The sequence below is a fragment of the Paenibacillus hodogayensis genome, from assembly GCF_039536325.1.
Lineage (GTDB): Bacteria > Bacillota > Bacilli > Paenibacillales > NBRC-103111 > Paenibacillus_AB > Paenibacillus_AB hodogayensis.
This window is the reverse complement of the sequence record NZ_BAAAYO010000021.1, coordinates 196,727-219,319: the sequence shown is the minus strand read 5'-3', so window position 1 is coordinate 219,319 and position 22,593 is coordinate 196,727. Positions and strand designations below refer to the sequence as shown.

Genomic DNA, 22,593 nt, shown 5'->3' with positions numbered 1-22,593 from the left:
CGGCCACCGCCTTCCTTCCCCCCCTTCTTACTTTACGCGAAAGCTGGCTGATAGAATGAAAGTAACGGATAGAATGAAATTAAAAGATTACACAGGTTTGCTGTATATATCGCCATGGATCATCGGTTTTCTGGTGTTTCAGTTTTACCCGATTATCTCCTCCTTCTACTACTCGTTCACGGATTACTCCATGGCGCGGGAAGCGAGATGGATCGGTCTGAAAAACTACGTCGATATGTTTACCATCGATCCGAACTTTCTGCTGTCTTTAAAAGTGACGATCGTCTACGTCTTGATGGCCGTACCGTTAAAGCTGATCTTTGCCCTTCTCGTCGCGGTCATCTTGAATCTGAAGCTGAAATTCGTCAACTTCTTCCGAACCGTCTACTACATTCCTTCCATCCTCGGTGGAAGCGTTGCCATCGCTATTTTGTGGAGAGCGGTGTTTCTCAAGGACGGCTTGGTGAACCATGTGCTCGCCTTCTTTCACATCCCTGCGGTGGATTGGTTCGGAAGCACGTATATGGCGTTGTTCACATTGAGTTTATTGACGGTCTGGCAATTCGGTTCCTCCATGGTTCTGTTCCTGGCAGGCTTGAAGCAAATTCCGCAAGAGCTGTACGAAGCCGCCGGTATGGACGGCGCCTCCAAGCTGAGAACGTTTTTTATGATCACCTTGCCGATGCTGACGCCGATTCTTTTCTTCAACCTGGTCATGCAGTTGATCGGGGCTTTGCAGGAGTTCACCTCCGCCTTTGTCGTCACGAACGGCGCTCCGATGAAAGGCACTTATTTGTACGGCATGAAGCTGTATGAGGAAGCTTTTTCCAATTTTAAAATGGGCTACGCTTCCGCCCTTTCGTGGGTCCTGTTTGTTTTGATTTTGGTGGTGACGTTCCTGCTGTTCCGATCATCGAAACATTGGGTGCACTATGAGGACGGAGGTCGTTGACAGTGATAGCAAGAAGAAATCGCTTGATTCAATATGCTCTGCTGGTTGTATTCGGCATCATTATCGTGTATCCGCTCATTTGGCTGTTTCTGGCCTCGTTCAAAACGAACGATGAAATTTTCGGCGTAGCGAACAATATTCTGCCGGCGAATTTTTCCTGGAAAGCGTATGCGGCCGGGTGGAAAGGGAGCGGCCAGTTTACGTACGGCGACTTTTTTATCAATACGTTCAAACTGGTCATTCCCACGGTGATCTTTACCGTTGCCTCCAGTATTCTCGTCGGCTATGGCTTCGCCCGATTCAAGTTCCCTATGCAAAATCTATTGTTCTCGATCATGATCTCGACGCTCATGCTGCCGAATGCGGTCATTATTATCCCGAGATACATTCTGTTCAAGCATCTGGGCTGGCTGGATAGCTACTACCCGTTCATTGTCCCGGCGATTTTCGCCTGCTACCCGTTCTTCGTCTTTTTGATGGTGCAATTTTTCCGGGGACTGCCCAAGGAGCTGGACGAGTCCGCTCGTCTGGACGGCTGCAATTCGTTCTCCATCTTGACGAGAATCTTGCTGCCTCTATGCAAGCCGGCGGTATTCTCGGTCGCGCTGTTCCAGTTTATCTGGACGTGGAACGACTTCTTCAACTCCTTGATCTTTATTAACAGCATTAAGAAATATACGCTCATGCTTGGCCTTCGCATGTCGTTGGACGCGCAAGCGGCCGTGAACTGGGATCAGGTGATGGCTATGGCGATTTTAACCATTGTGCCCAGTATCGTCCTGTTCTTCTTTTCGCAAAAGTACTTTGTAGAAGGCATTGCGACTACCGGTTTGAAAGGGTAACAATTCAATGAAAGTCCGAAGTAGACAAATAAGGGAGGACATTTGGCATGAAAGCTCGTATTGGTGTCATTGGCGCAGGAATTTATGGAACGAAAATATTGAAGGCTTTCTCGTTTGCGGCGAAAATGGGCGACATCGAACTGGTCGCCTTGGCGGACTTGAAGGAAGAAGTTGTGCAGCAGCAAGCGAAGGCGTTCGGCATCAAAGGATACTTGGATTATAAAGAGATGCTTCGGCAGGAGAAGCTTGATGCGGTCGCTATCGTGACGCCAGACTTCCTGCACCGGGAAATTACGCTGGAAGCAGCTCAGCACGGCGTCCATGTGCTCGTTCAGAAGCCGCTGGATACAAGCACCGAGGGCGGTCTGGATATGATCCAAGCGGCGCGGCAAAACAACATTATGCTGTTCGTCGATTTCCACAAACGATTCGATCCCGGGCATATGCAGCTCAAGAACGACATCAAGCGCGGCAAGCTGGGCAAGATTCAATACGGCTACGCGTTTATGGAAGATCAGATCGTCGTTCCCTCCGTCTGGTTCAAAAACTGGGCGCAGCACAGCTCGCCCGCCTGGTTCCTGGGCATTCACTTCTATGATCTGATCTATTGGCTGCTGGAGTCCAAGCCGACGCGCGTATACGCCACCGCGACGAAGGACAAGCTGATCGGCATGGGCATCGATACGTACGACTCGATTCAAGCCAAGTTCGAGTTCGAGAACGGTACGCAATTCTCGATGGATTCTTCCTGGATTTTGCCGGACGGCTTCCCTTCTATCGTCAACCAAGGCATTCGCCTCGTCGGCTCAGACGGCATATCGGAAGTCGACAGCCAAGATCGCGGCATGCTGAGCGCTTTCGAGAGCGAGCCGACCGCGATCGTATTGAATCCGTTTGCCGCGCTTGAGGTGGAACGCCCGTTCTATGGCCTCGCTCCGCAAGGGTATACCTTCGAATCGATGCTGTACTTTACGAAGCTGGTCGGTCTGCTGAAGAACGGCATGAAACTGGAACAGCTGGAAGGCGCTTATCCGAACGGCGAAGAAGCGCTTGTCTCCACCCGCATGTGCGAAGCGGTGCATCAGAGCGTAGAGACAGGGCAAATCATCACCTTGTAACGGTAGCGATGGACGAAGGAGAGTGACGGACCGGTGAGCGTATTTTACGATTTGCTGCACGAGGTGCCTATGCCCAAGATGGTCAAGGTCAGACAGAAATTCCCGCGTCCCTCGATTGCGCCGGACGATATTCCGCACAAGATGGATGACACGCTGGCGCAAGCCGGCATCGCGGATCTCGTCGTTCCCGGCATGCGAATCGCCATTACGGTCGGCAGCAGGGGCATCCGCAATATTGCGCGCATTACAAAGGAACTGGTCAGGGCGCTCCAAGACAAGGGCGCCCTCCCCTTCATCGTTCCGGCTATGGGCAGCCACGGCGGCGGCATCGCGGAAAACCAGCAAAAAATCATCGAGGACTTCGGCGTGACGGAAGCCTACTGCGGCTGCCCGATCCGGGCGACGATGGACACGGTGCAGGTCGGCACGACGTCAGAAGGCCATGCTGTCGTCATTGACCGCTACGCCGCAGAGGCGGACGGCATCATCGTTGTCGGACGCGTGAAGCCGCATACCGCCTTTCGGGGAGAGTACGAAAGCGGCCTGATGAAGATGATGGCCATCGGCTTGGGCAAGCGGGAAGGAGCCAACGCCTGCCACGCCGCAGGCTGGAAACATATGCGCCGCTTGATCCCGCTTTTCGGGAATACGATTTTACAGAACGCCAATATCCTGTTTGCCGTCGCCATTATCGAAAATGCATTCGACGAAACCTGTATGCTGGAAGCGGTTCGAAAAGAACAGATTGCCGAGCGGGAACCGGAGCTGCTCGTGCAAGCCAAAGCGCTGATGCCGCGACTATGGATCGAGGAAACGGATGTGCTCATTGTCGATAAAATCGGCAAAAACATTAGCGGCGACGGCATGGACCCGAATATTACCGGCACGTTCGCCACGCCCTATGCGAGCGGCGGGCTAAAGTCGCAGAAGGTGGCCGTGCTCGACGTGACGGACGAAAGCCACGGCGTCATCATCGGCGCCGGCATGGCCCATGCCACGACCCGGCGGTTGTTCGACAAGGCGGACTTGGAAGCTTCCTATATCAACGCCCTGACCTCCACCGTTTTTGACGTGGTGCGCATTCCGATGATTTTAAAAAGCGACCTCGCCGCCATCGCCGCCTGCATCCGGGCCAGCAATGAAATCGACATTCGCCGGCCAAGGGTGATTCGCATCGCGGATTCGCTCCATATGGAATATATATACGTGTCCGAAGCGCTGATGGAAGAGGCGGCCCGACACCCGAATCTGGAAATCGTCGGCGAGCTGCAAAAGATGCCGTTTGATGAGAACGGAAATTTGTGGTGACGGTCCTGAGCAATGGTTCAGGAATATATAATAAAAAGCACAGCAACGTCCCGAATACGATCGGAACGTTGCTATGCTCTAGGTGCTCCCCAAGACGCTCTCCCCTCTTACGAGCTTAGGCTCGCGCCTCGGGAAAAACATCCTGTCTTCTTCGAACTGTCGATTTAAATCAAGTCGGATGCTTGCAGCAGACGGCACACGATGACGGCAACCTCCGCCCGGGTTACGCTCGCTTGCGGGGCAAGAAGCGTCTCGCTTCGGCCGGAAACGATTCCGGCCTGAACGACTAGCGCCATCGGCAGCTTCGCATAATCGCTGACGCTGCCTCCATCCTCGTAGCCGGCCAGCAAGCTGCCCGCCGAGTTTGCAGCAACTCCGGTCTTGAGCCCCGTGAGCATCATCGCTCTGGACAGCATCGTCACCGCTTGTTCGCGGGTAATCGTTTCGTCGGGACCATACCGGTTGTCGTCATAGCCCGTGACAATTCCGTGAGCGTACGCCGCTGCAACGTAGCCGCGATACCATACGGCTGGACCGATGTCCGCAAACGTCCGACTGTTCGTCTCCGGCGCCAGTCCCAACGCTCTGACGACGATGGCCGCAAATTCCGCCCGTGTCATATTCCTGTCCGGATCGAAGCGACTATCCCCGGTACCGCCAACCACCATTCTCGAACCCATGTCTTGAATGACTTCTTCGGCCCAATGGCCGGCCGTATCCCGAAACGTCACCGGATTCCAGATGACCGCATACGAGCTGTTCGTCAAGCTGCGAATCCGGGCATGATACGTCTCGCCCTGCCGGACGACCTGGGTCGGCACATGGCGTACGGCTCCGTTTGGCTCCACGACAACGCCGGTTGTAATCTTGTTCGGATCCGTATTCGGCGCAAGCGCCACCGTCCGTTCCACGTAAGCGTCAAAGGTATGAATCTCCACCGTTTTATCGCCATAGCTGGCCTTAACCGTAAAATCCAGCGGCTCGGCCACGACGGAGTAATTTCCGTCCTTCGCGGCTTTTTCCAGCGAATGCGACACGGACTCGGACGCTTTGGAAATAACGATTTGGACGGTTATGTCTTTGAGCGCAATACCCGTACCCAATTGCTCCGAAAGGCTGTCCATCCGGATTTGCAGCGCAGGCAGGACATAAGTCGCCGAATCCGTCTGCACCTTGAACACGCCTTCTTTGCCTTCCATCGCTTTGACGATCTGACCGTTCAGCTGACCGATCGCAATATCGGAAGCGGGCAGCGGGATCGTCACGACTGGAGCCGAGCCTTCGTTTTGCAGCTTGTCGTTGAGCTTCTTTTCATCCACGATGACGGTTGTCACCGATTTGTCGCCGAGCTTCGACGAGACGGCGGTTCCCGCGGTTTCGACCTTGCCATTAATCCAAATCTCTACGCCCGATGCGGGTGTGGGTGCAGGTGCTCCTCCGGGCGACGAAGGCGATGAAGGCGACGGATCGCCGCTGCCGGTGTCGACCGGTCCGGGGCCGCCGCTTTCCTCCGGTGCTTTCGGGGTCACTGGGGCCGATGCTTGGGAGGCAGGACCAATGCCGAACTCGTTTTCCGCTCTGACTGTAAACGTATAGGCCGTTCCGTTGGAAAGTCCCGTTACTAGTATTGAAGTTTCCACACCAGAGGCGGTTATGCCGCCGGGGGCCGATGTGACGACGAAACGAGTAAGGGCGCTTCCCCCGTTGTTGACGGGAGGGTTGAAGCTGACGGTCGCCTGTCCGTTTCCGGCCGTCGCCGTTACGTCTGTCGGCGCACCCGGAACCGTAAGTGCGGAAGCGTTCGCCTCGTTGGAGTTGCCGCTCATTCCCCCGGGATTCATGGCCCTTACGACAAAGTAGTATCGCGTTCTATCGGTCAGTCCCGTCACGTCATAGCCGTACACATTTCCGGTGACCGTGCCGTAAACGGCTCCGGCTACGGTAGCGATTTCCGATTCGTACTGACCGGAAACCGTGCCTTTGTAAACTTTGTATCCGGCCGCTCCCAGCATGCCGCTCCATTCGAGCCGGATCGTCTCGAAACCTGCCGTCGCGCGAAGATCGGACGGCGCCCCCGGAGCGGGAACCTGCGGGGTAGCGGTGACTTCGCTTGAATTTCCGCTATCGCCTCCCGGGTTTGTTGCTTGAACGACAAAGTAATATGTCGTGCCGTTCACAAGCGCAGACGCCTCATAGCTGTATTCCGTATAGACGGAGGCGGATACGGTAGCGACCGGTGCGGAATACGAGCCGGATGCCGTGCTGATGTATACGTTATATCCGGTCGCTCCTTCCACGCGACCCCAAGTCAGCTTTACGCGCGCGTCTCCGGCGGTTACAGATTGGATAACTGGGACGCCAGGAGGAGCTACCTGAGGGGTTACGCTCGCTTCCGGGGAAGATGCGCTCACGCCGGCTACATTGGTCGCCGCAACGGAAACGTAGTAAGTCGTCCCATTGGTCAGACCGCTGATCTCATAGCTGTTCTCCGTCCCTGCCACAATGGCCGGCAAGCCGGTACGTACTCCGGAGACGGTGCTCCAGTACACTTGGTACCCGGTCGCTTCCGGGACGCTGTTCCAGCGGACGACCGCATGGGAGTCCCCGCCCCGGACCGTTACGATAACCGGTACCGTCGGAATGTCCGGCGGAATGGCGAACACGCTGCTTTCGGTTTGCAAGGTGCCGCTGCCGAACACCATTTGGCCGTTGCCGTACGAGACAAGGGCAAGCGTCAAATCGGTGAAGCTGACGATGCCGTTGACCGCCGTCGCCGTTGCGGTCCCTCCGAGCGTCCAAGAGCCTGTGCCTGCCTTTGCGGACGCCGTCACCGCATCGGAGGCCGAAGGCCCGTTGGAAGCGGTGTTGCCGTATTGATCCACTAGTTTAATAACCGGCTGGGTGGCAAACGCTTGTCCGCTGACCGTCCCCGGCACCGGCTGCGTCGTTACGTTCAAATGGGTCGCTTTGCCCGCCGTGATCGTTTGCGACACTTTCGAGTTGCCGTATCCGGTTGCCGCCACCTCGACAAGAGCGGTTTTCGGCGTACGAAGCGCCGTATTTCCGCCAGATGGCTTCAACGTAATCGTTCCGCTGCCGATCGTATAATCCGTATTCCGCACGAGAGCGGTTCCTCCGAATTTAACTCCGGTTACGGCCGCTTCGAAGTCCGCATCCGCATCGAACGTGATAACAATGTCGTGATCGACATCATTGTCCGTCGTAACGGCGGTAAGCGTCTTGACCGGCGGATTCGGAATTGTAAATTGCGAGCTGGTAACGGTCAATGTACCGGCTGTGAACAAAATCGAGCCGTTGCCGTCGCTGTCGTGGGTGCTCGTCAAATCCGTGAACGTCACAACCCCCGCTACTGCCGTCCGGGATGTCGTCCCCCCGATCGTCCAGGAGCCCGTCCCCGCTTTGGCGCTTGCGGTCACGGTGGCGGTGGCGGACGTTCCCGTCGCGCAGACGTTGCCGTAAGCATCCTTCAGCGTCACTTTCGGCTGGGTGGCAAAAGCTTGTGCGCTAACTGTGCCGGGTACCGGCTGCGTCGTAACGGTCAAGCTGGCCGCTGCGGCGGCAACAGGCGTCATGCTCAGTGCGCTCGCAGCCGGCGTGTCGACCGTGGCCACGCTGAAGACGACGGACTGCGTGCTGGCATGGTTCAATTTGAGCGCGGCCGTGGCGACTCCATTCGAAAAGGAGACCGACACCGTCTGGCTACCGGAGGTCAGCGTCGTGCCGTTAAACGAGCCGTAGCTGGCGTTTGGAGCCGCCGTTACCCCGGAGACGGTTACGTTTTTCGCTCCGGTGAAGGTAGTGTCCGTGTTGCCCAAACCGTCCTTGACCGTCAAGGTTATGTTCACTCCGTCACCCGCGACCGGCGCAGAAGAGCTCGCTGTCGCTTCCACCGTCTTCTGCGGCTCGCCCTTTATGGGCCCAGGCGTATACTGGGGAGGATTTTGTTGTGTAATCATCCCCCACCCCCACAGCTTGCCGTCGGAGGTAATCGCCATGCCGCCGCTGGTGGCGGCGCCGATCGCGGTTATGTCGGACGGCAGAGTGTTCCCGAAAATCTTATTCGGCTTGGAGCTCATATACGAGTAGTTGCCGGCCCCCATCGCTCCCGCATTGTTGCTGCCCCACGCCCATACCGCACCGTTCGAATCGAGCGCGTAAGACGTGCTCATTCCGGATTCGATCGCGGTAATGCTCGACAACGTCCCGCTGCCTGCCGAGTCCTTGACCTTCTTTGGCATGTTGTCCTTGCGGTTATTGTCGTACGCGCTGGCTACTCCGTCGCCGAGCTGGCCGTAGGAGTTGTAGCCCCATGCCCACACTTCTCCGTTCGCCGTTAACGCAAGCGAATGATGGGACATGTTATGCCCGGAAATGGCGGTGACATTGATAGGCAAGCCTGCAATCAGTACGGGTGTCGTATGGTTATAGGAAGTACCGCCCAATGGATAAAAAAAGTTGGACCCCCATCCCCATACCGACCCTTCCGTTTTGAGCGCGAGCGAGAACGACCGTCCGGCCGCGATCGACTTCACATTCGTCAAGCCGCTCACCTGAACCGGCGTAGACTGCTGCGTCGGAGAAGTGTCGGAAATCGTCGTGTTATTGCCGAGCTGCCCGAAGTCATTTTTGCCCCATGCCCAGACGGTTCCGTCCGACTTCAGCGCGAGCGTATGGTAGTCGCCTGCGACGATCTCTGTGATCGAGGACAAGCTGTTAACCTTCACCGGTACGGAACTATTCGTCTGTGTGCCGTTGCCGAGCTGGCCTTTGTCGTTCAGCCCCCACGTCCATACGGTCCCGTCGTTTTTCAGCGCAACGGCGTGGCCGCCGCCCGCGGCAATGGATTTAACGTTGGTTAAGCCGGGAACGGCCTTGATGTAATTCCTGTCGGTCGTCGTTCCGTCCCCGAGCTGCCCTTGCGCGTTATAGCCGAGCGACCAGACGGTTCCGTCGGTTTGCAGGGCAAGCGTGAAGGAGCCTCCCCCGACAACGCTTTTGAAGGTTACCGCCGCCGCGGCTTGCGCGTTCTGCGCCTGCCAGCCAAAGGTCAGCAAACCGACAATCAATATGAAACTGATCCATATGCGGGTTACGTTTTGACAGCACAACTGCTTCAACTTCCATCCTCCTATTTTTGCCTGTTTCAGGGCTCTTTGGTTATGTAGCTCGTTGCTGTCTCTCCCCCACCTCCTTGACGAGCATCGACTTTTCAATCGATTCCTTCACCAGCTTAACGTTCAGCTCTTAAAAAACGCTTAACAACGAACCGCTGTCGCTTTTGGAAAATCGGTTGTTGCTCAATACGGATGAAATGCGTTAAAATAGCTCCGATTCACCCCAACATGGCAAAGTGTGGTTAGGCTCACCCAAAGAAGAGAGGGTTCTCCATTGTCCTTCATCCGGCATGATCGTTTTCTGCAAGCGTTTTTCGCGTTGACGCTGGTTATCGTGCTGTTTGTGCTGCATCAAGCAGTCTCCGAGCGGCATGCTCCTAACGCGGAGCAGGGCGTCCTGGACTTGAAGGGATGGGATTTGGCGAAAAGAGGGCTTTTCTCGCTTGATGGGGAATGGGAATTTTACCCGAACCGTCTGCTGACTCCCGCTGAAATCGCGAATTCCGGCGCCAAGCCCGTCCCGATTCGTGTCCCGGGCAATTGGGACGACAAGCGGGTCAATAACGGGATCGATATGCCGGGCCAAGGGTACGGCACGTACCGGCTCGTCATCCGAAACGTGCCGGAAGGTGTTGCACTGGCCATCTCTAAAAGGTACGTCCGGTTTGCCGACACCATTTTTGTGAACGGCCATCTGATGGAAAGCTCCGGCATGCCGGGCATTTCCCGCGAAACGTACGTGCCGCGCAATGTCCCCTATACGGTCCATTTCCGGTCGGACGGCTCCGACATCGACATCGTGCTGCAGGCGGCGAATTTCGATTTTCGCAGCGGCGGCATTTACAACTCGATTCTGTTCGGTCCGAAACGGCCGATGGATACCCAGACGATGCTTCAGACCGGTCTTGAACTGGTGACCATCGGCATTCTGCTTCTTTTCGGGCTGCTGTTTTTGTATTTGTTTTTTCGTCTGCACCGGGACGGGCTTCAACTGCTGTATGCCTTCTTCTTTCTCGGTTTCGCGATGGTCGTGTTCACGAACGGAGAACGGCTGCTGCTGCAGCTGTTTCCGGAGCTGCCGTTCGAGCTCGCTTTCAAGATTAAATACGTTTCCGTCTATGCGGTTCCGGTTCTTGCGTTTCTGATCGTGGTCAAGATCGCGGCCGGACGCAAAACCCGCATCGCCCTTCAGGCGACAAGCGCGATCATGCTGCTGTACGCCTTGCTCGTCGTCGCGGCTCCGTTTCGAATCTATTCCGCGGTGCAGGAACTGTTTTACGTCATGATGCTGCTCGGCTACGCGACCGTCTCCTCCGTGCTTCTCCGCCAGTACGTCCGAGGCAGGTACGGCAAAATCGACAAGCCGCCGTTTCAACTGCTCCTGACGTCCGTCTGGATCATGTTTCTGAACAGCATCCTGTCCATTCTGAACACATGGGGACAAGTAAGCCAAACGCTGCTTAACGGGACGACGCTCGTACTGCTGCTCGCCTTCGCCTGGCTGCTCGTGTACCAATATGTGCGCGCCTACGATTCGATGCAGCGGTTTGCCCACAAGCTGCAAACGGCCGACCGGATGAAGGACGACTTCCTGCGCCATACGTCTCATGAGCTCAATTCACCGCTGCACAGCATCATTCATCTTTCGCGCTCTCTGCTCGCAGCGCCCGTGCGCCGAACGAACGAAGCCGACATGCGCGAGAAACTGCAGCTGATCCGCAACACGGCGTACCGGATGTCCAACCTCGTGAACGATCTGATCGACGTCTCGCGGTTCAAGGACGGCAATCTGAAGGTCGCGCAAGGTCCGGTCGATATCGCGTCCTGTCTGTCTGCAGTGGTCGAGGTGTTCGGCTTTCTGGCCGCCGGCAAGGGCATTGAAATGACCCGCATAACGGAGCCGGAGGCGCGCTACGTTCTTGCCGACGAAAGCCGGCTGCTGCAAGTGCTGTATAGCCTTGTCTATGACAGGATCGGCCTGCAAAGCGGCGGCGAGATCCGGTTCGAAAGCCGACGGCACGGGGACACGGTCCGGATTGCGATCCGGCACGAAGGCTGCTCGTCCGGGACGGCGGCGACTGCGAAAGACGAGCCCGCCGAACCTATGGGAGGACTTGGGGCGGGCTTGAGCCTTGCCGCCGAACTGGTCCGGTTTATGGGAGGAGAGCTTGCGGTCCGCGAAGCCGAATCAACGCTGGAAATCGTGCTGCCGTCCGCCCCGGTAGCCGCCGAGGAAACCGCTGCAGGCGTTGTTGTCCTCGCCGATACGAGCCGGGAAAGCGCACCGACGCCTCGGATGGGCGAAACCGGCAAACCTGCGGCGACGATTATGCTCGCGACGACCGACCTGGTCGACATGGAGCACATGAGCAGCCTGCTTTCCACGGAAGGGTTTCATGTAACGTTCGCCGGCTCCGATGCCGCAGTGAAGTCTGCCCTGGCAGGGCGGGATCGGCCCGACCTGCTGATCCTTGACGTGCTGCTGCCGGCCGCAACCGGCTATGCGTTGTGCAAGCAAATTCGGCGCGAGTTCAGCCAAGCGGAGCTTCCCATTCTGCTGATCCACTCGCGCAGCACGCCGGCGGATGTCGAGGCCAGCATTGCGGCGGGAGGCAACGACTTCATCGCCCGTCCGCTCGATGCCGGAGAAATTCTCGTGCGCGTCCACACGCTGCTCGGCATGAAGCGGCTGGTCAAGGAAGCGGCGGACAACGAAATGGCCTTCCTGCGATCGCAGATCAAGCCGCATTTTCTGTACAATGCGCTCGGCACCATCATGTCGCTTTGCTATACGGACGGACCGCGAGCGGGCGAGCTGCTCGGGACGTTCAGCCGCTATTTGCGCATTTTATTCCATCTGGACAATACGGAGGCCACCATCCCGCTAAGCAAAGAAATGGAGTTGGTGCAGGCTTACGCAGAGATTGAGCGGGAACGGTTCGGCCCCCGCCTGAACGTGGAATTCGACATCGACCGATCGCTCTATCGCTGCCGGGTGCTTCCTCTCCTCATCGAACCGCTGGTGGAAAATGCGATTCGCCACGGCGTCTCGCGGAAAATAAGCGGCGGCACCGTGCGTCTGACGATTGTCCGGCATGAAGAGCTGGTGAAGGTGGTCGTCAAAGATGACGGAGTCGGTATGACGCCTCAGCAGGTGCGGTCCTTATTCGAGCCCGGTGTTCCGGGGCAAGGCATCGGCCTGCGAAACATGGTGCGGCGGCTGAAGCATCTGAACGGGCAAGCGCCGGTAATCGAGAGCGTGCCTGATGAAGGCACTACCATTACGATTCAATTTCCTTATCAATAATCGGACGATCAAGGAGGGGACAACCGTTGCTGCACGCTTATCTGGTGGACGACGAGCTTCATACGCTGAATATGCTGGACATGTTTCTCGTTCGGACGGGAAAGGTCGTCATCGCGGGACGCTCGGGCAACGGCTTCGAGGCGCTGGAGGCGCTTCGGCTTATGCGGCCGCAGGTGTGGTTTTTGGACATCGAAATGCCGGGAATGAACGGTTTGGAGCTGGCGGAGCACATCCAGCAGGCCGATCCGAGCGCCGCCATCGTGTTTACGACCGCCTACGATCAGTATGCGATTGCGGCCTTCGAGCTGGCGGCGATCGATTATTTGCTGAAGCCTGTGGAGATGGGACGCCTGTCGCGTACGGTCGACCGGCTGGAGAAGGAAATCGAATGGAGACAAAGCGCCGCCAAGACGGTTCCGGAGCCGCCGCAGCGGGAAACGCTGGATGTGTACATGCTCGGAACATTTCGCGTCGCTTCCTCGAGCGGGAGCGGCATCGCCTGGCGGACAGCCAAGGTCAAAGAACTGTTCGCCTACTTGCTGCTGCATCTCCCTAATGCGAACGAGGTTCACCGCGACCGGATCATCGAGCGGCTGTGGCCCGACGAACCGTACGAAAAAGCGAAAATCTATTTGCATACCTGCATCAGCCTGCTGCGAAAAAATTTGCGGCAAATCGGCTTTGCCAAAATACTCGGTTTTGAGAAGGAGTGTTACGTGCTGGATCCGGATCAAATTCGTTCGGACGTTCATCGGTTCGAAGCAGGATTCCAGGCGGGGCATGTCGGGGGAAGCACGCCGATCGCGGGTCTGGAGCAATCGCTCGAGCTGTATCGGGGGGATTTGCTTGGCAAAGAAGACTACCCCTGGGCCGTCGAACTGTCTCATCAGCTCGAAAAAACGGCCGTGGTCGGACTGTTGAAGCTGTCCCAGCTTTATTTGGCGGAGCAGAGCGGCAAGAAAGCGGCCGAGGCGGCGGAACGCGCGATGGACCTCTCCCCTTACGAGGAAGAAGCGTATCGCCTGGCCATGCAGGCTTACCTGATGATGGGCAAGCACGATCATGTGCTCCGCACATACCAGGAGTTGAAGGAGCGGCTCGGCGAGCTGCAAATTCAGCCGTCTGCGCTCACTCGCCAGTTGTACGAGCTAATCGCGACTCCGGGTACGGAACGGCAGGAACCGGAGGGTTAACAGGCTGCGATCCGTTCGGGAACGTCCTCTTTTACCTTCGCAAAACGATTACGGAATAAAAAGAGGACCTCTTTCTCCACTTTACTGTGGAAATCGAGGTCCTTTCATTTCAGATTCCGATCGCCTGCTGGTGTCCATCCTTCATCCTCCGTAAGCAGGGAATAGCGACTTTGACGACGCAGATGAATCTTAACATGTTTTACGACTTATTTCTGTGTGCTGTGTAACAAAAGGTGACTTGTCCCGAAAAAAAGAGACGAGCAAATCCCGCTTGTTATAAAACATGCCATCAAAAGCGCCCGACTCTGCTTCTATCATTCAGATTTCAAAACATTCACAATCCCGGTTGCTGCTGTCTTGATATATTGCTCATAAAGCTTGCTCTTCGATATATATCATGTTAATTTCTGCTTCAACATAAATTTGCTATGGTTTCATCATCGTAATTTACGGGGTGCGTATCCATCCTACCTCAGTGAGGCATACTTGCTCGATCGCACGAACTCGCGATGGGTTTCCTGAATCGCGTTCGCCCGCATCAGCAGCTCCTCGGAACCACCTTGCTTCAGTTGCCCGGCAATCTGCATCAGCTTGAACGTGTTGTAATAGTTCGCATCCGCTTTGCTACGGCTATGCTGCAATGCATCCCCATACGCTTGGCGTTCCATCGAGAGGCTCATTGCTTGATCATGTAGATTGGGATCATGTCGCTGTAAGTAGTCCATTTCGTCGGTGCGTAGTTTCTTGCCCAGCATGAGTATATTTCGAATAGATGCCAATCGCGACTGATCCTTCGTCGCGCGTGCTTCCTTGCATGGCTGCATCGCTTTGAAATAATCACTGACCGGCTGCACGGATTTTACATTCACTCCATTCCCCCCTAATTACAAATTTCATCACATGCCACGATACCTTGATCTAAGTATCCGGCTGCATATCCCATCTCCCCTGACGCTAGCTTTTCTTCGACAAAAACCTACAAACATTACTTCTAATTTATCATGAGAGATTGTTTTATATATGAAACTTAAAGAAAACTTTAAGTTCGCGCTTGCAACGCACCAATGGCAACCAGCATATATCCTGTCCCCCGAATCGTAACAATTTTCTCAGGATTGGCACCGTGCAGGAAAACCGAAAGGATTGGCTCGCCTCAACACCGAATATAATCTCGGTACGCCTTTGACTGTATCTTTTTTTTCGAACGGAGGACTATACCCATGAGAAGCGAGCAAGACATGATGGATATGCTTGTCGGCTTTGCCCAAAACGATAGCCGAATTCGCCTGGTTACTTTGGAAGGCTCCCGCACGAATCCGTCCATTGCCCCCGACCGGTTCCAGGATTTCGATATTTCTTATTTTGTGACAGATATGGAATCCTTCAAAGAAAATGAGGAATGGCTTCATATTTTTGGTACGCGCAGGATGATGCAGAAGCCCGAAGATATGGAGTTGTTCCCGCCCGAGTTGGGCAATTGGTTTTCTTATATCATTCTTTTTGAAGATGGCAATAAAGTAGACCTGACGCTTATTCCGATTGAAGAGGTGGACGATTACTTTGCCAATAGCGACGGTTTGGTTGAAGTCTTGCTGGATAAGGATACGCTTATCCGAAATGAAGTCGTGGCCAGCGACCGTGCGTATTGGATCAAGAAACCGACGGAGAGGGAATTTGACGATTGCTGCAATGAATTCTGGAATACTTCGACCTATGTAGTAAAAGGCTTGGCGAGGAAAGAAATCCTTTTTGCCATTGACCATTTAAACGAAGTTGTACGACCGAATTTGTTGAGAATGATGGCTTGGCAAATCGGGTTCGAGCAAGGGTATACCTTTAGCGTGGGGAAAAACTACAAATTTATCGATCGCTACCTTCCCGATGAAGATTGGGAAACATTGCTATCGACCTTTTCCGAGAGCGGCTATCCGCAAATGTGGCGGGCGCTATATACGTGTTACGAGTTATTTAGAAAATATTCGAAAACGGTGGCAACAAGCCATGGCTACCGGTACCCGGATTACGATGAAGCCATCACGGCGTATACGGAGAGCATTAGCCAATCCTTGACGTGAACCGAGTAAAGGATCGCCCGTCACCAGTACAAAGTCAGACCTTAAACCGTATTCGTGGAATGGACGCATCCCTTGCACCGCAAGGGATCGAGTCTTCCCGAATACACAGGAATAGCTCTGACTTTGTACTAGGGGTTTCACTCCTAGAGAAATTGGGATGGCGCGACCTTGTAATGTTTTTTGAACGCTTTCGAGAACGTGTACGGGTCCGGGTAGCCCAGCATGGCGGCAATCTGCTGGATCGAGTAGCGGTTTTGGGCGAGCAGGTCCCGCGCGCGGTTCATTCGCAGCTGGGTGATGTATTGACCTGGCGTTACGCCCAGAGCCAGCTTGAAGTAGCGGATGAAATATTTCTCGGACATCCCCGCCGTCCCGGCCAGCTCCGCTATGCGGATCGGGCGCTCCAGGTGCGTCTGGATATAGGCGAATACGTCCTGCAGGTTCACCAGATTGCGGGCGCTGTCGGGACGGGCAAGCTCGTTCATAAACCGCCCGCGGTAGTCGTTCGAACGGTAGCTCTCCAGAATACGCGCCAGCAAAATCATCAGACACCCTTTTAAGCGAATGCCCGTCAGCCTTTCCCGACGCTCGTCGTGGACGGCAACCTCCTGCAGCCGCTCCGCCTCCTCCCGGACGAGTGCGCCTGGAATGACGCCGCAGAGCGGAAACGCGTCGAGAATTTGCTGCCTCGCCCCCAAGCCCAGTTCAAAGTGCAGGTACACGAACCGGCAAGCCTCCTCGCCGTTCGTCGCCGTATACGGCACCTTCGGATAAAAAAACACGAGATCCCCGGCGGCGGCGACTTGCCGCTCGCTTCCGGCGCTGATCTCGATCCGTCCCTCCTGGATGAGCCACAGGTCGTAATTATAGTGGGATTTGCTCTCGATCCAGCCCGCCGGCTGCAGAATAGAGTTGTACGAGCTGATTCTGAGCGTGATGTGCTCGGACAGATCGTTGAACAATTGCGCGGGGTCCATATGCGCCTGCCTCCTTACTATGCGGCATGGCTTTCGCTATGCATGATAGCACATAAACGGTACCGCGTCCGTAATTCGTACTATTTGACATGGAACCGGAACTATCCTGCATGTTAACGGCATGCCCTCCTTATATAATAAAAGCATAACGCATATGGAGGAGATGGTTGTATGGGCAACAACGACGCAGTACAAAAACCGAAGGTCGTCGTCATCGGAGCGGGCAGCCTGTTTTTCGGACGGCAATCGATCTGGCAAATGGTGCATTCCGAGCATTTGAATCAAGGCACGCTCTCTCTCGTGGATACGAATCCGGTCCGGCTGGAGCAAATGGTGACGCTCGCCCGCATGGTTGCGGCGGCGGCCGGCGTATCTTTGCGGGTCGAAGGCTCCACCGATCGGCGGGACGCGCTGCCAGGCGCGGATTACGTCGTACTGAGCTTCGCGGAAGATACGGTCCGCTACAGAGGGATCGATTGCGCGGTTTCGGAGAAGTACGGCATCCGGATGTGCTCGGGGGATACGATCGGTCCCGGCGGCATCTTCCGGGCGATGCGGGAACTGCCGGTCATCATGGAGTGCGCTCGCGACATCGAAGCGCTCTGTCCCGATGCATGGGTCATCAATTATATCAATCCGTCCGCCGTCCACGGAATCGCGCTCAGCCGGTACGCGCCGAAGCTGAAAAGCTTCGCGCTGTGCGACGGCCATCATATGCCCTGGAAGAAGATCAATTACGCCCAGCGGGCGGGGATTATTCACCATGCGAACGAATATAACGCAGCCATCGACCGGCAATTCGACCTGCGGATCACCGGCGTCAACCATTTCACCTGGATGCTGAAAGCCGCATTCGACGGCGAGGACGTCATGCCGAAGATCGCGGAGTCGCTGCGCCGTTCCGCGGAAACCGAGACGGTCGGCGGAGACGTTGGCGCGAAAGCGAAACACAACGACGCGATGAGCTACATCCTGTACGGCATTTTCGGTTATGTACCCACTTGCACCGCGCATACGAAGGAATACGTCCGCTTCTGGCAAGGGCTCGGCAAAACGCAGGAGGCCATCCCCCCGCTCTCCATCTGGGAAACGGAGGACCGCTACCTCCGGCATGATGCGATGTGGAAGCAGGTCGACGATTACATCAGCGGCCGCCTTCCCATCGAGTCGTACAAAGCCGCCTTCGGACCGGATCATGCAACCGACATTATCGAGAGCATGGTCGCGGGCTTGGGCAAGACGTTTTATGTGAACACACGCAACGACGGAGCCGTCTCCAATATGAACGACGATGCGTTTCTGGAACTTTTGTGCGAGGTGACGACCGAGGGGATTCGGCCGCTGCCCGTTGGCGACATGCCGCGCGGGCTGAGGGGGATGCAGGAGCTCGTCCTGGACACGCACGAATTGACCGTGGAAGCTGTTGTGGAAGGCAGCCGCGAGAAGCTGAGACGCGCCATGCTGACCGACCCGCTGGTCCATTCGATCGGAGATGCCGACCGGATCATTGCCGAACTGCTGGAGTTGGAGCGCGACGTCCTTCCGGCGCACTGGTTTTAAAGTCCGTACTCGCCGCGGGACAACCGGCGGCAGGGGGGCGCGATGCGTCGCATCGCCAGCGGAATCTCCACCGCCGTATACTGCGGCACCGCAAGCCGCTGTTCCCAATGGAGCAGCGGCTTGCTTCTTCGCGTGGCGTTTAGCCGATTGGATGTGTCTCGCGAGCGCCTTCTCTACCGCGAAATCCAGCCCAAGCCCCGGCCGTCGCTCAGACGCTCACCGTCCGCGACAGCACACGTTCCAGCCGCTCCAGGAGCACTTCCTCCGCTTCCAATCCTGACCAGTACAGCCTCGCTTCGCTCTGGAACATCTGCAGCTCGTCTATGCTCAGCTTTAGGGAGCTATGCAGGGCAAAGGTAGGGATGATCTCGCGATACAGATGAAACCGCGAAGGCCGATACATGCTCTCTGCACCCGACCATTCCGCGGCCGGTTTCAGACTGGGGATGCTGAGCGTGTTTTGCCGGATCGTCAGCTGCGAGCGGTAGCAGACAAGGAAATCCAGCAGCAGCCTCGCGCTATCCTTTCGTTCGGATCTGCGGCTGACAGCCAGACCGATGGAGAGAAGCAAAGTCCGATTTTCGTTGCCGTAAGGCAGCGGGGCGATATCATATTTCACCGCCGGATGATGCCGGTAAGCATCGAGGCTGAAGTAGGTGGTCATAATCATCGACACTTTTCCAGCGAAAAACAGCTTCTCCGCGTCCGCCTCCTTTTCTGACAATAGCAGCGGGAAATGGTTCTGGCTGGCCATCAATCGCTGACACAGCCGCAAGCCGTCCAAGAGCGAAGTACCCGTCAGCTTCATGCTTCCTTCCTCGTCCCGCCGGAACGTCATGCCGCTTTGCAGCAAAAACACCGGCCAACGATTGTACGACGGGAAGTGAAAATAAAAACCGACCCTCTCCTTCTCCTCGCTCAGCATGGCGGCATATTCGAACAAATCATCCCAGCGCCAGCTGCTATCCGGCTCCGGCACGTCCTTTTTCCGGAAATGACTGCGGTTGTAGCATAGGATCAACGGCGAGAAAATGAACGGCTGCATTTTCAGCCGCCCATTATGGCTCATCGCCTCCGTCAAAAAACGATAAATGTGAGGCACCGGCTCCAGCGTCTCGAACTCCTCCATATCGCCATTCTCCGCAAAGTCGGCGAAGCCGGAGGCGCTCATTGTAAGCAGGTCGATGCCGCCGTCGGCCAATAACGGCTTCAAAGCTTGTGACGTATGGGAGGAAGGCAGCGGAACAAGCTGGACTTGTATGTCCGGATGACGATTATGGAATTGCTCGATCAACGTTTCGAGAGCGGCTTGCCCGAGCAGTGACGGATAATAGCCGAACTTTAACGTAGATTGGACATTGGCCGCTCTGCGGACGACCTTGTTGCCGACTCGCGGAATTTTCTCCACCAGTCGTTCGGAGACAAGGATATCGAGCCCCTGGCGCACCGATTTGTTGCTCAGCTTGTACGCCTTGGCGTACGCCTTCTCCGAAGGCAGAAACTGTCCGTCTTTCAGCTTCCCGGTCGCGATTTCCTCCCGAATCGTACGAACCATGTTCTCCATCCGTTCGCGGAAATGTTTCCGGCCTGACTGCTCCTCCATCCAACCTCCCCCACTTCGTATGAATTCGATACAATCAAAATACACGATGAGCGCCGCTATGACAAGAGAAGCATCTGCGCGCAGGCCAAGTCCGGCCTCTATCCCTTCAGCTCCGTCACGGTCTTTGGCGCATCGTCCGGTGCAAGTCCGCTTTACTTGCCTTTGCTTTTCTCCAGAGCGATTTCCTGCTTCAACCGTTCGTCCGCCTGCCGCAGCGCCGTATTGAGATCCGCTTCATTGTTCGTCAGCTTCTGGAACGCCTCGAAAATGATCGCTTCCTGCGTCCTGCCCAAAACGTCGGTCAATTCAGCCTTCCGCTTAGGAGTGGGAGCGGTCGGCGGGTAAGTATGGACCGTCTTCATGTTTTTCTGGCTGTACAACGGATGCGTTTGACCGAGCGCTTTCTTGATCTCGGGGTCGACCAGCGTCGTCGGAATTCCGTTCTTCGAATCGGCCAGCTGAACTTCGTCGGCCAGCATCTCGGAAATGACTTGGAACGCTTCTTCCTTATGCTCGCTCTGCTGCGTGATGGCCCAGTATGCGGGACCGCGCTGCCCCATCAGCTTGGGGGCGCCCTCCAGCATCGGATAAGAAACGATATCCCAGTCGATTTCCGGAGGAATTGTCAAATAAATATTGTGCTGGTTGCCCATCATCGCCACTTTCCCTTTGCCGAAGGCGTTGATTTCTTCGTTAGCGTTTTTCTCCATCGTATTGTTCGGAATATCATAGAACCGTTTCAAATTTTGAAAGAGCGTCCTCCATTTCTCCGGATCGGCCAGTTGATCGCTCGCCGGATCGAGGATGGGCAGCGAATACGGGTTGTCGCGGAGCATTGCCGTGACGCTGGCGCTGAACCCCCGGTATACCACGCCGCCTTCGGTGCGGGTCATTTTTTTCGCCAGCTCGTAGATGTCGTCCCAGCTCATGCCGTCTTTCGGATAGGGCACCCCGAACTGATCGAACAACGTTTTGTTGTAATACAGCACCAGCGGAAAATATGGGGGGACCGGTAGTCCGTAAAGCTCGCCCGTACGACCCGCGTTCACCATCTCCTGAATGAACACGGGTTCGAATCGCTTCAAATCGTACTTGCTTGTTTTCACGAGCGAATCCAAACCATAAGCAAGCCCCAAATCCAAATATTTGGCCTTCATGCCGGGAACGTCGATCCGCATAATATCCGGTATTTTCTTCTGTGCCACCAAATCGTTGATCGTAGCTCCCGTACCCGACATTTGGTATTGAAACGTTATATGGGGAAATTTCTTCTCCAGCCGCCCCCTGAATCTGGCGTCAAACTCTTCCGGCTTGACCCCTTCTGTAAAAATCGTCAGCGTAAACGGCTCTTTCTTCGGTTCGGCGGGCTTCGTTTCCGCTTTCTCTATGGAGACGGCCGTTTCGTTTCCGCCGCACGCCGTAATCGCAAGCCCGAGAAGACAAGCCGGGACAATCGCGAATAGGCTTCTTTTTTTCATTGGGGACCCTCCCATGTTCGATATTGAAATAGCCTCAGGCCAACGTGTCCAATCGAGCGAGCTGTACCGTCCCGTTGAGCGGGCGGCCTTCGGAGAACGCTTCCAATTCGGTGACCGTAAACTCCCCCAAGCTGCGCAGGCCGTTCGTCACCACGCCGGCGATATGCGGAATCAAGGTAACATTGGGCAATGTGCGGAACGGATGGTCGGGGGCTGGGGGCTCCGGATTCGTCACATCCAGACAAGCCCAGAGCCGTCCTTTGCCCAGCTCCGCGACCAGAGCCTCTTCGTCAATGAGCGACCCGCGGGCCGTGTTGATCAGGATCGCGTCGTCCTTCATCTGCTGCAGAAGCGGGCCGTTGATCATTTTGTCTGTGGCCGGAATCGCCGGTGCATGGACGGATACGACGTCCGACTCCCGCATCAACTGCTCCAGGTCCGTCTTGACCGCCCCCATCTCCCGAATCTGTTCTTCGGTCAGCGCCGGATCGCAAACAAGAAGGCGAACCTGGAAGCGGCGCATGAGCTCGATGTAGTATCCGCCCGATTGGCCCGCGCCGATGACGCCGACCGTAATGCCGTACAATTCCTTTACCTTCGGCCGGTTGCGCCCCCATTCGCCTTCGCGGGTATCTCGCGCAAGCTGCCAAATGTTTTTCAGCGATACGATCGTCAGCCCAAGCGCGGTTTCGGCGACCCTTTGGCCCAAAGCAGTATTCGCGCTGCTGACTCGTATTCCCCGGTTGACCACCTCTGGCGTCACGATCCGCTTCACCGTTCCCGCCGCATGCATAATGAGCCGCAATCCGGGAGCCTGCTCCAAAATCGCTTGGTCCAGCGGCGGACAGCCCCATGAAGTAACGGCGATGTCGGCACCCTCGATAAGAGCCGCGCTCCGTTCCGGTGTAAGCGCTCCCGGTTTCGTTACCGTTACGACGTTTCCGAGACGGGTTAGCCGTTTTCTGTGAGCTGCGTCAAAAAGTGAATCCAAATTTTCCTGATCCATCAATAAAGCTATTTTTCTCTCCACGGTTTCTCCCCCGAA

General features: G+C 55.9%; 14 protein-coding genes. 8 read left to right on the top strand and 6 right to left on the bottom strand.

Features of this window, described 5'->3' with window-relative positions:
* Positions 1 to 55 precede the first annotated feature (55 nt).
* From ABD796_RS34070 to ABD796_RS34055, 4 genes are read left to right on the top strand one after another with little or no spacing between them, the layout of a single operon-like run.
* The gene (locus tag ABD796_RS34070; RefSeq protein WP_344916966.1) at positions 56 to 952 is read left to right on the top strand and encodes a carbohydrate ABC transporter permease; all 897 of its coding nucleotides are present in this window, start codon (positions 56 to 58) and stop codon (positions 950 to 952) included.
* Positions 953 to 954: 2 nt separating this feature from the next.
* Positions 955 to 1,794 carry a carbohydrate ABC transporter permease gene (locus ABD796_RS34065; protein ID WP_344916963.1) on the top strand — a complete coding sequence of 280 codons (840 nt, stop codon included), beginning with the start codon at positions 955 to 957 and terminating at the stop codon, positions 1,792 to 1,794.
* 47 nt (positions 1,795 to 1,841) lie between these two features.
* A complete protein-coding gene (locus tag ABD796_RS34060; protein WP_344916961.1) occupies positions 1,842 to 2,912 on the top strand; it encodes a Gfo/Idh/MocA family protein in 1,071 nt (356 codons plus the stop codon).
* 33 nt (positions 2,913 to 2,945) lie between these two features.
* Positions 2,946 to 4,220 (top strand): nickel pincer cofactor-dependent isomerase, group 22, encoded by a 1,275-nt coding sequence (locus tag ABD796_RS34055; RefSeq protein WP_344916959.1) that lies wholly within the window; start codon positions 2,946 to 2,948, stop codon positions 4,218 to 4,220.
* A 164-nt stretch (positions 4,221 to 4,384) separates the two neighbouring features.
* Here ABD796_RS34055 and ABD796_RS34050 read toward each other — a convergent pair whose 3' ends face one another.
* The gene (locus ABD796_RS34050) at positions 4,385 to 9,358 is read right to left on the bottom strand and encodes an RCC1 domain-containing protein (RefSeq protein WP_344916957.1); all 4,974 of its coding nucleotides are present in this window, start codon (positions 9,356 to 9,358) and stop codon (positions 4,385 to 4,387) included.
* 271 nt (positions 9,359 to 9,629) lie between these two features.
* Between ABD796_RS34050 and ABD796_RS34045 the strand changes: the two genes are divergently transcribed.
* The gene (locus ABD796_RS34045; RefSeq protein WP_344916955.1) at positions 9,630 to 12,662 is read left to right on the top strand and encodes an ATP-binding protein; all 3,033 of its coding nucleotides are present in this window, start codon (positions 9,630 to 9,632) and stop codon (positions 12,660 to 12,662) included.
* A gap of 26 nt (positions 12,663 to 12,688) precedes the next feature.
* On the top strand, positions 12,689 to 13,855 hold the full coding sequence (locus ABD796_RS34040; protein ID WP_344916952.1) for a response regulator: 1,167 nt from the start codon (positions 12,689 to 12,691) through the stop codon (positions 13,853 to 13,855).
* A gap of 467 nt (positions 13,856 to 14,322) precedes the next feature.
* On the opposite strand, the gene ABD796_RS34035 is transcribed toward ABD796_RS34040, so the two are convergent.
* Complete coding sequence (locus ABD796_RS34035) at positions 14,323 to 14,724, bottom strand: hypothetical protein (protein WP_344916950.1); 402 nt, start codon at positions 14,722 to 14,724, stop codon at positions 14,323 to 14,325.
* A gap of 351 nt (positions 14,725 to 15,075) precedes the next feature.
* Between ABD796_RS34035 and ant(6) the strand changes: the two genes are divergently transcribed.
* Complete coding sequence (ant(6), locus tag ABD796_RS34030) at positions 15,076 to 15,930, top strand: aminoglycoside 6-adenylyltransferase (RefSeq protein WP_344916948.1); 855 nt, start codon at positions 15,076 to 15,078, stop codon at positions 15,928 to 15,930.
* Positions 15,931 to 16,073: 143 nt separating this feature from the next.
* Here ant(6) and ABD796_RS34025 read toward each other — a convergent pair whose 3' ends face one another.
* A complete protein-coding gene (locus tag ABD796_RS34025) occupies positions 16,074 to 16,907 on the bottom strand; it encodes a helix-turn-helix domain-containing protein (RefSeq protein ID WP_344916946.1) in 834 nt (277 codons plus the stop codon).
* A 171-nt stretch (positions 16,908 to 17,078) separates the two neighbouring features.
* Here ABD796_RS34025 and ABD796_RS34020 point away from each other — a divergent pair, with 171 nt between their 5' ends.
* Positions 17,079 to 18,467 carry a family 4 glycosyl hydrolase gene (locus ABD796_RS34020; RefSeq protein WP_344916945.1) on the top strand — a complete coding sequence of 463 codons (1,389 nt, stop codon included), beginning with the start codon at positions 17,079 to 17,081 and terminating at the stop codon, positions 18,465 to 18,467.
* 208 nt (positions 18,468 to 18,675) lie between these two features.
* On the opposite strand, the gene ABD796_RS34015 is transcribed toward ABD796_RS34020, so the two are convergent.
* From ABD796_RS34015 to ABD796_RS34005, 3 genes are all read right to left on the bottom strand, one after another.
* Positions 18,676 to 20,070, bottom strand: a complete 1,395-nt coding sequence (locus ABD796_RS34015) for an extracellular solute-binding protein (protein WP_344916944.1) — start codon at positions 20,068 to 20,070, stop codon at positions 18,676 to 18,678.
* A gap of 152 nt (positions 20,071 to 20,222) precedes the next feature.
* Entirely contained in the window at positions 20,223 to 21,548 is a 1,326-nt protein-coding gene (locus ABD796_RS34010) for an ABC transporter substrate-binding protein (protein WP_344916943.1), read from the bottom strand.
* Positions 21,549 to 21,582: 34 nt separating this feature from the next.
* Positions 21,583 to 22,578, bottom strand: a complete 996-nt coding sequence (locus ABD796_RS34005; protein ID WP_344916941.1) for a hydroxyacid dehydrogenase — start codon at positions 22,576 to 22,578, stop codon at positions 21,583 to 21,585.
* Positions 22,579 to 22,593: the final 15 nt, after the last annotated feature.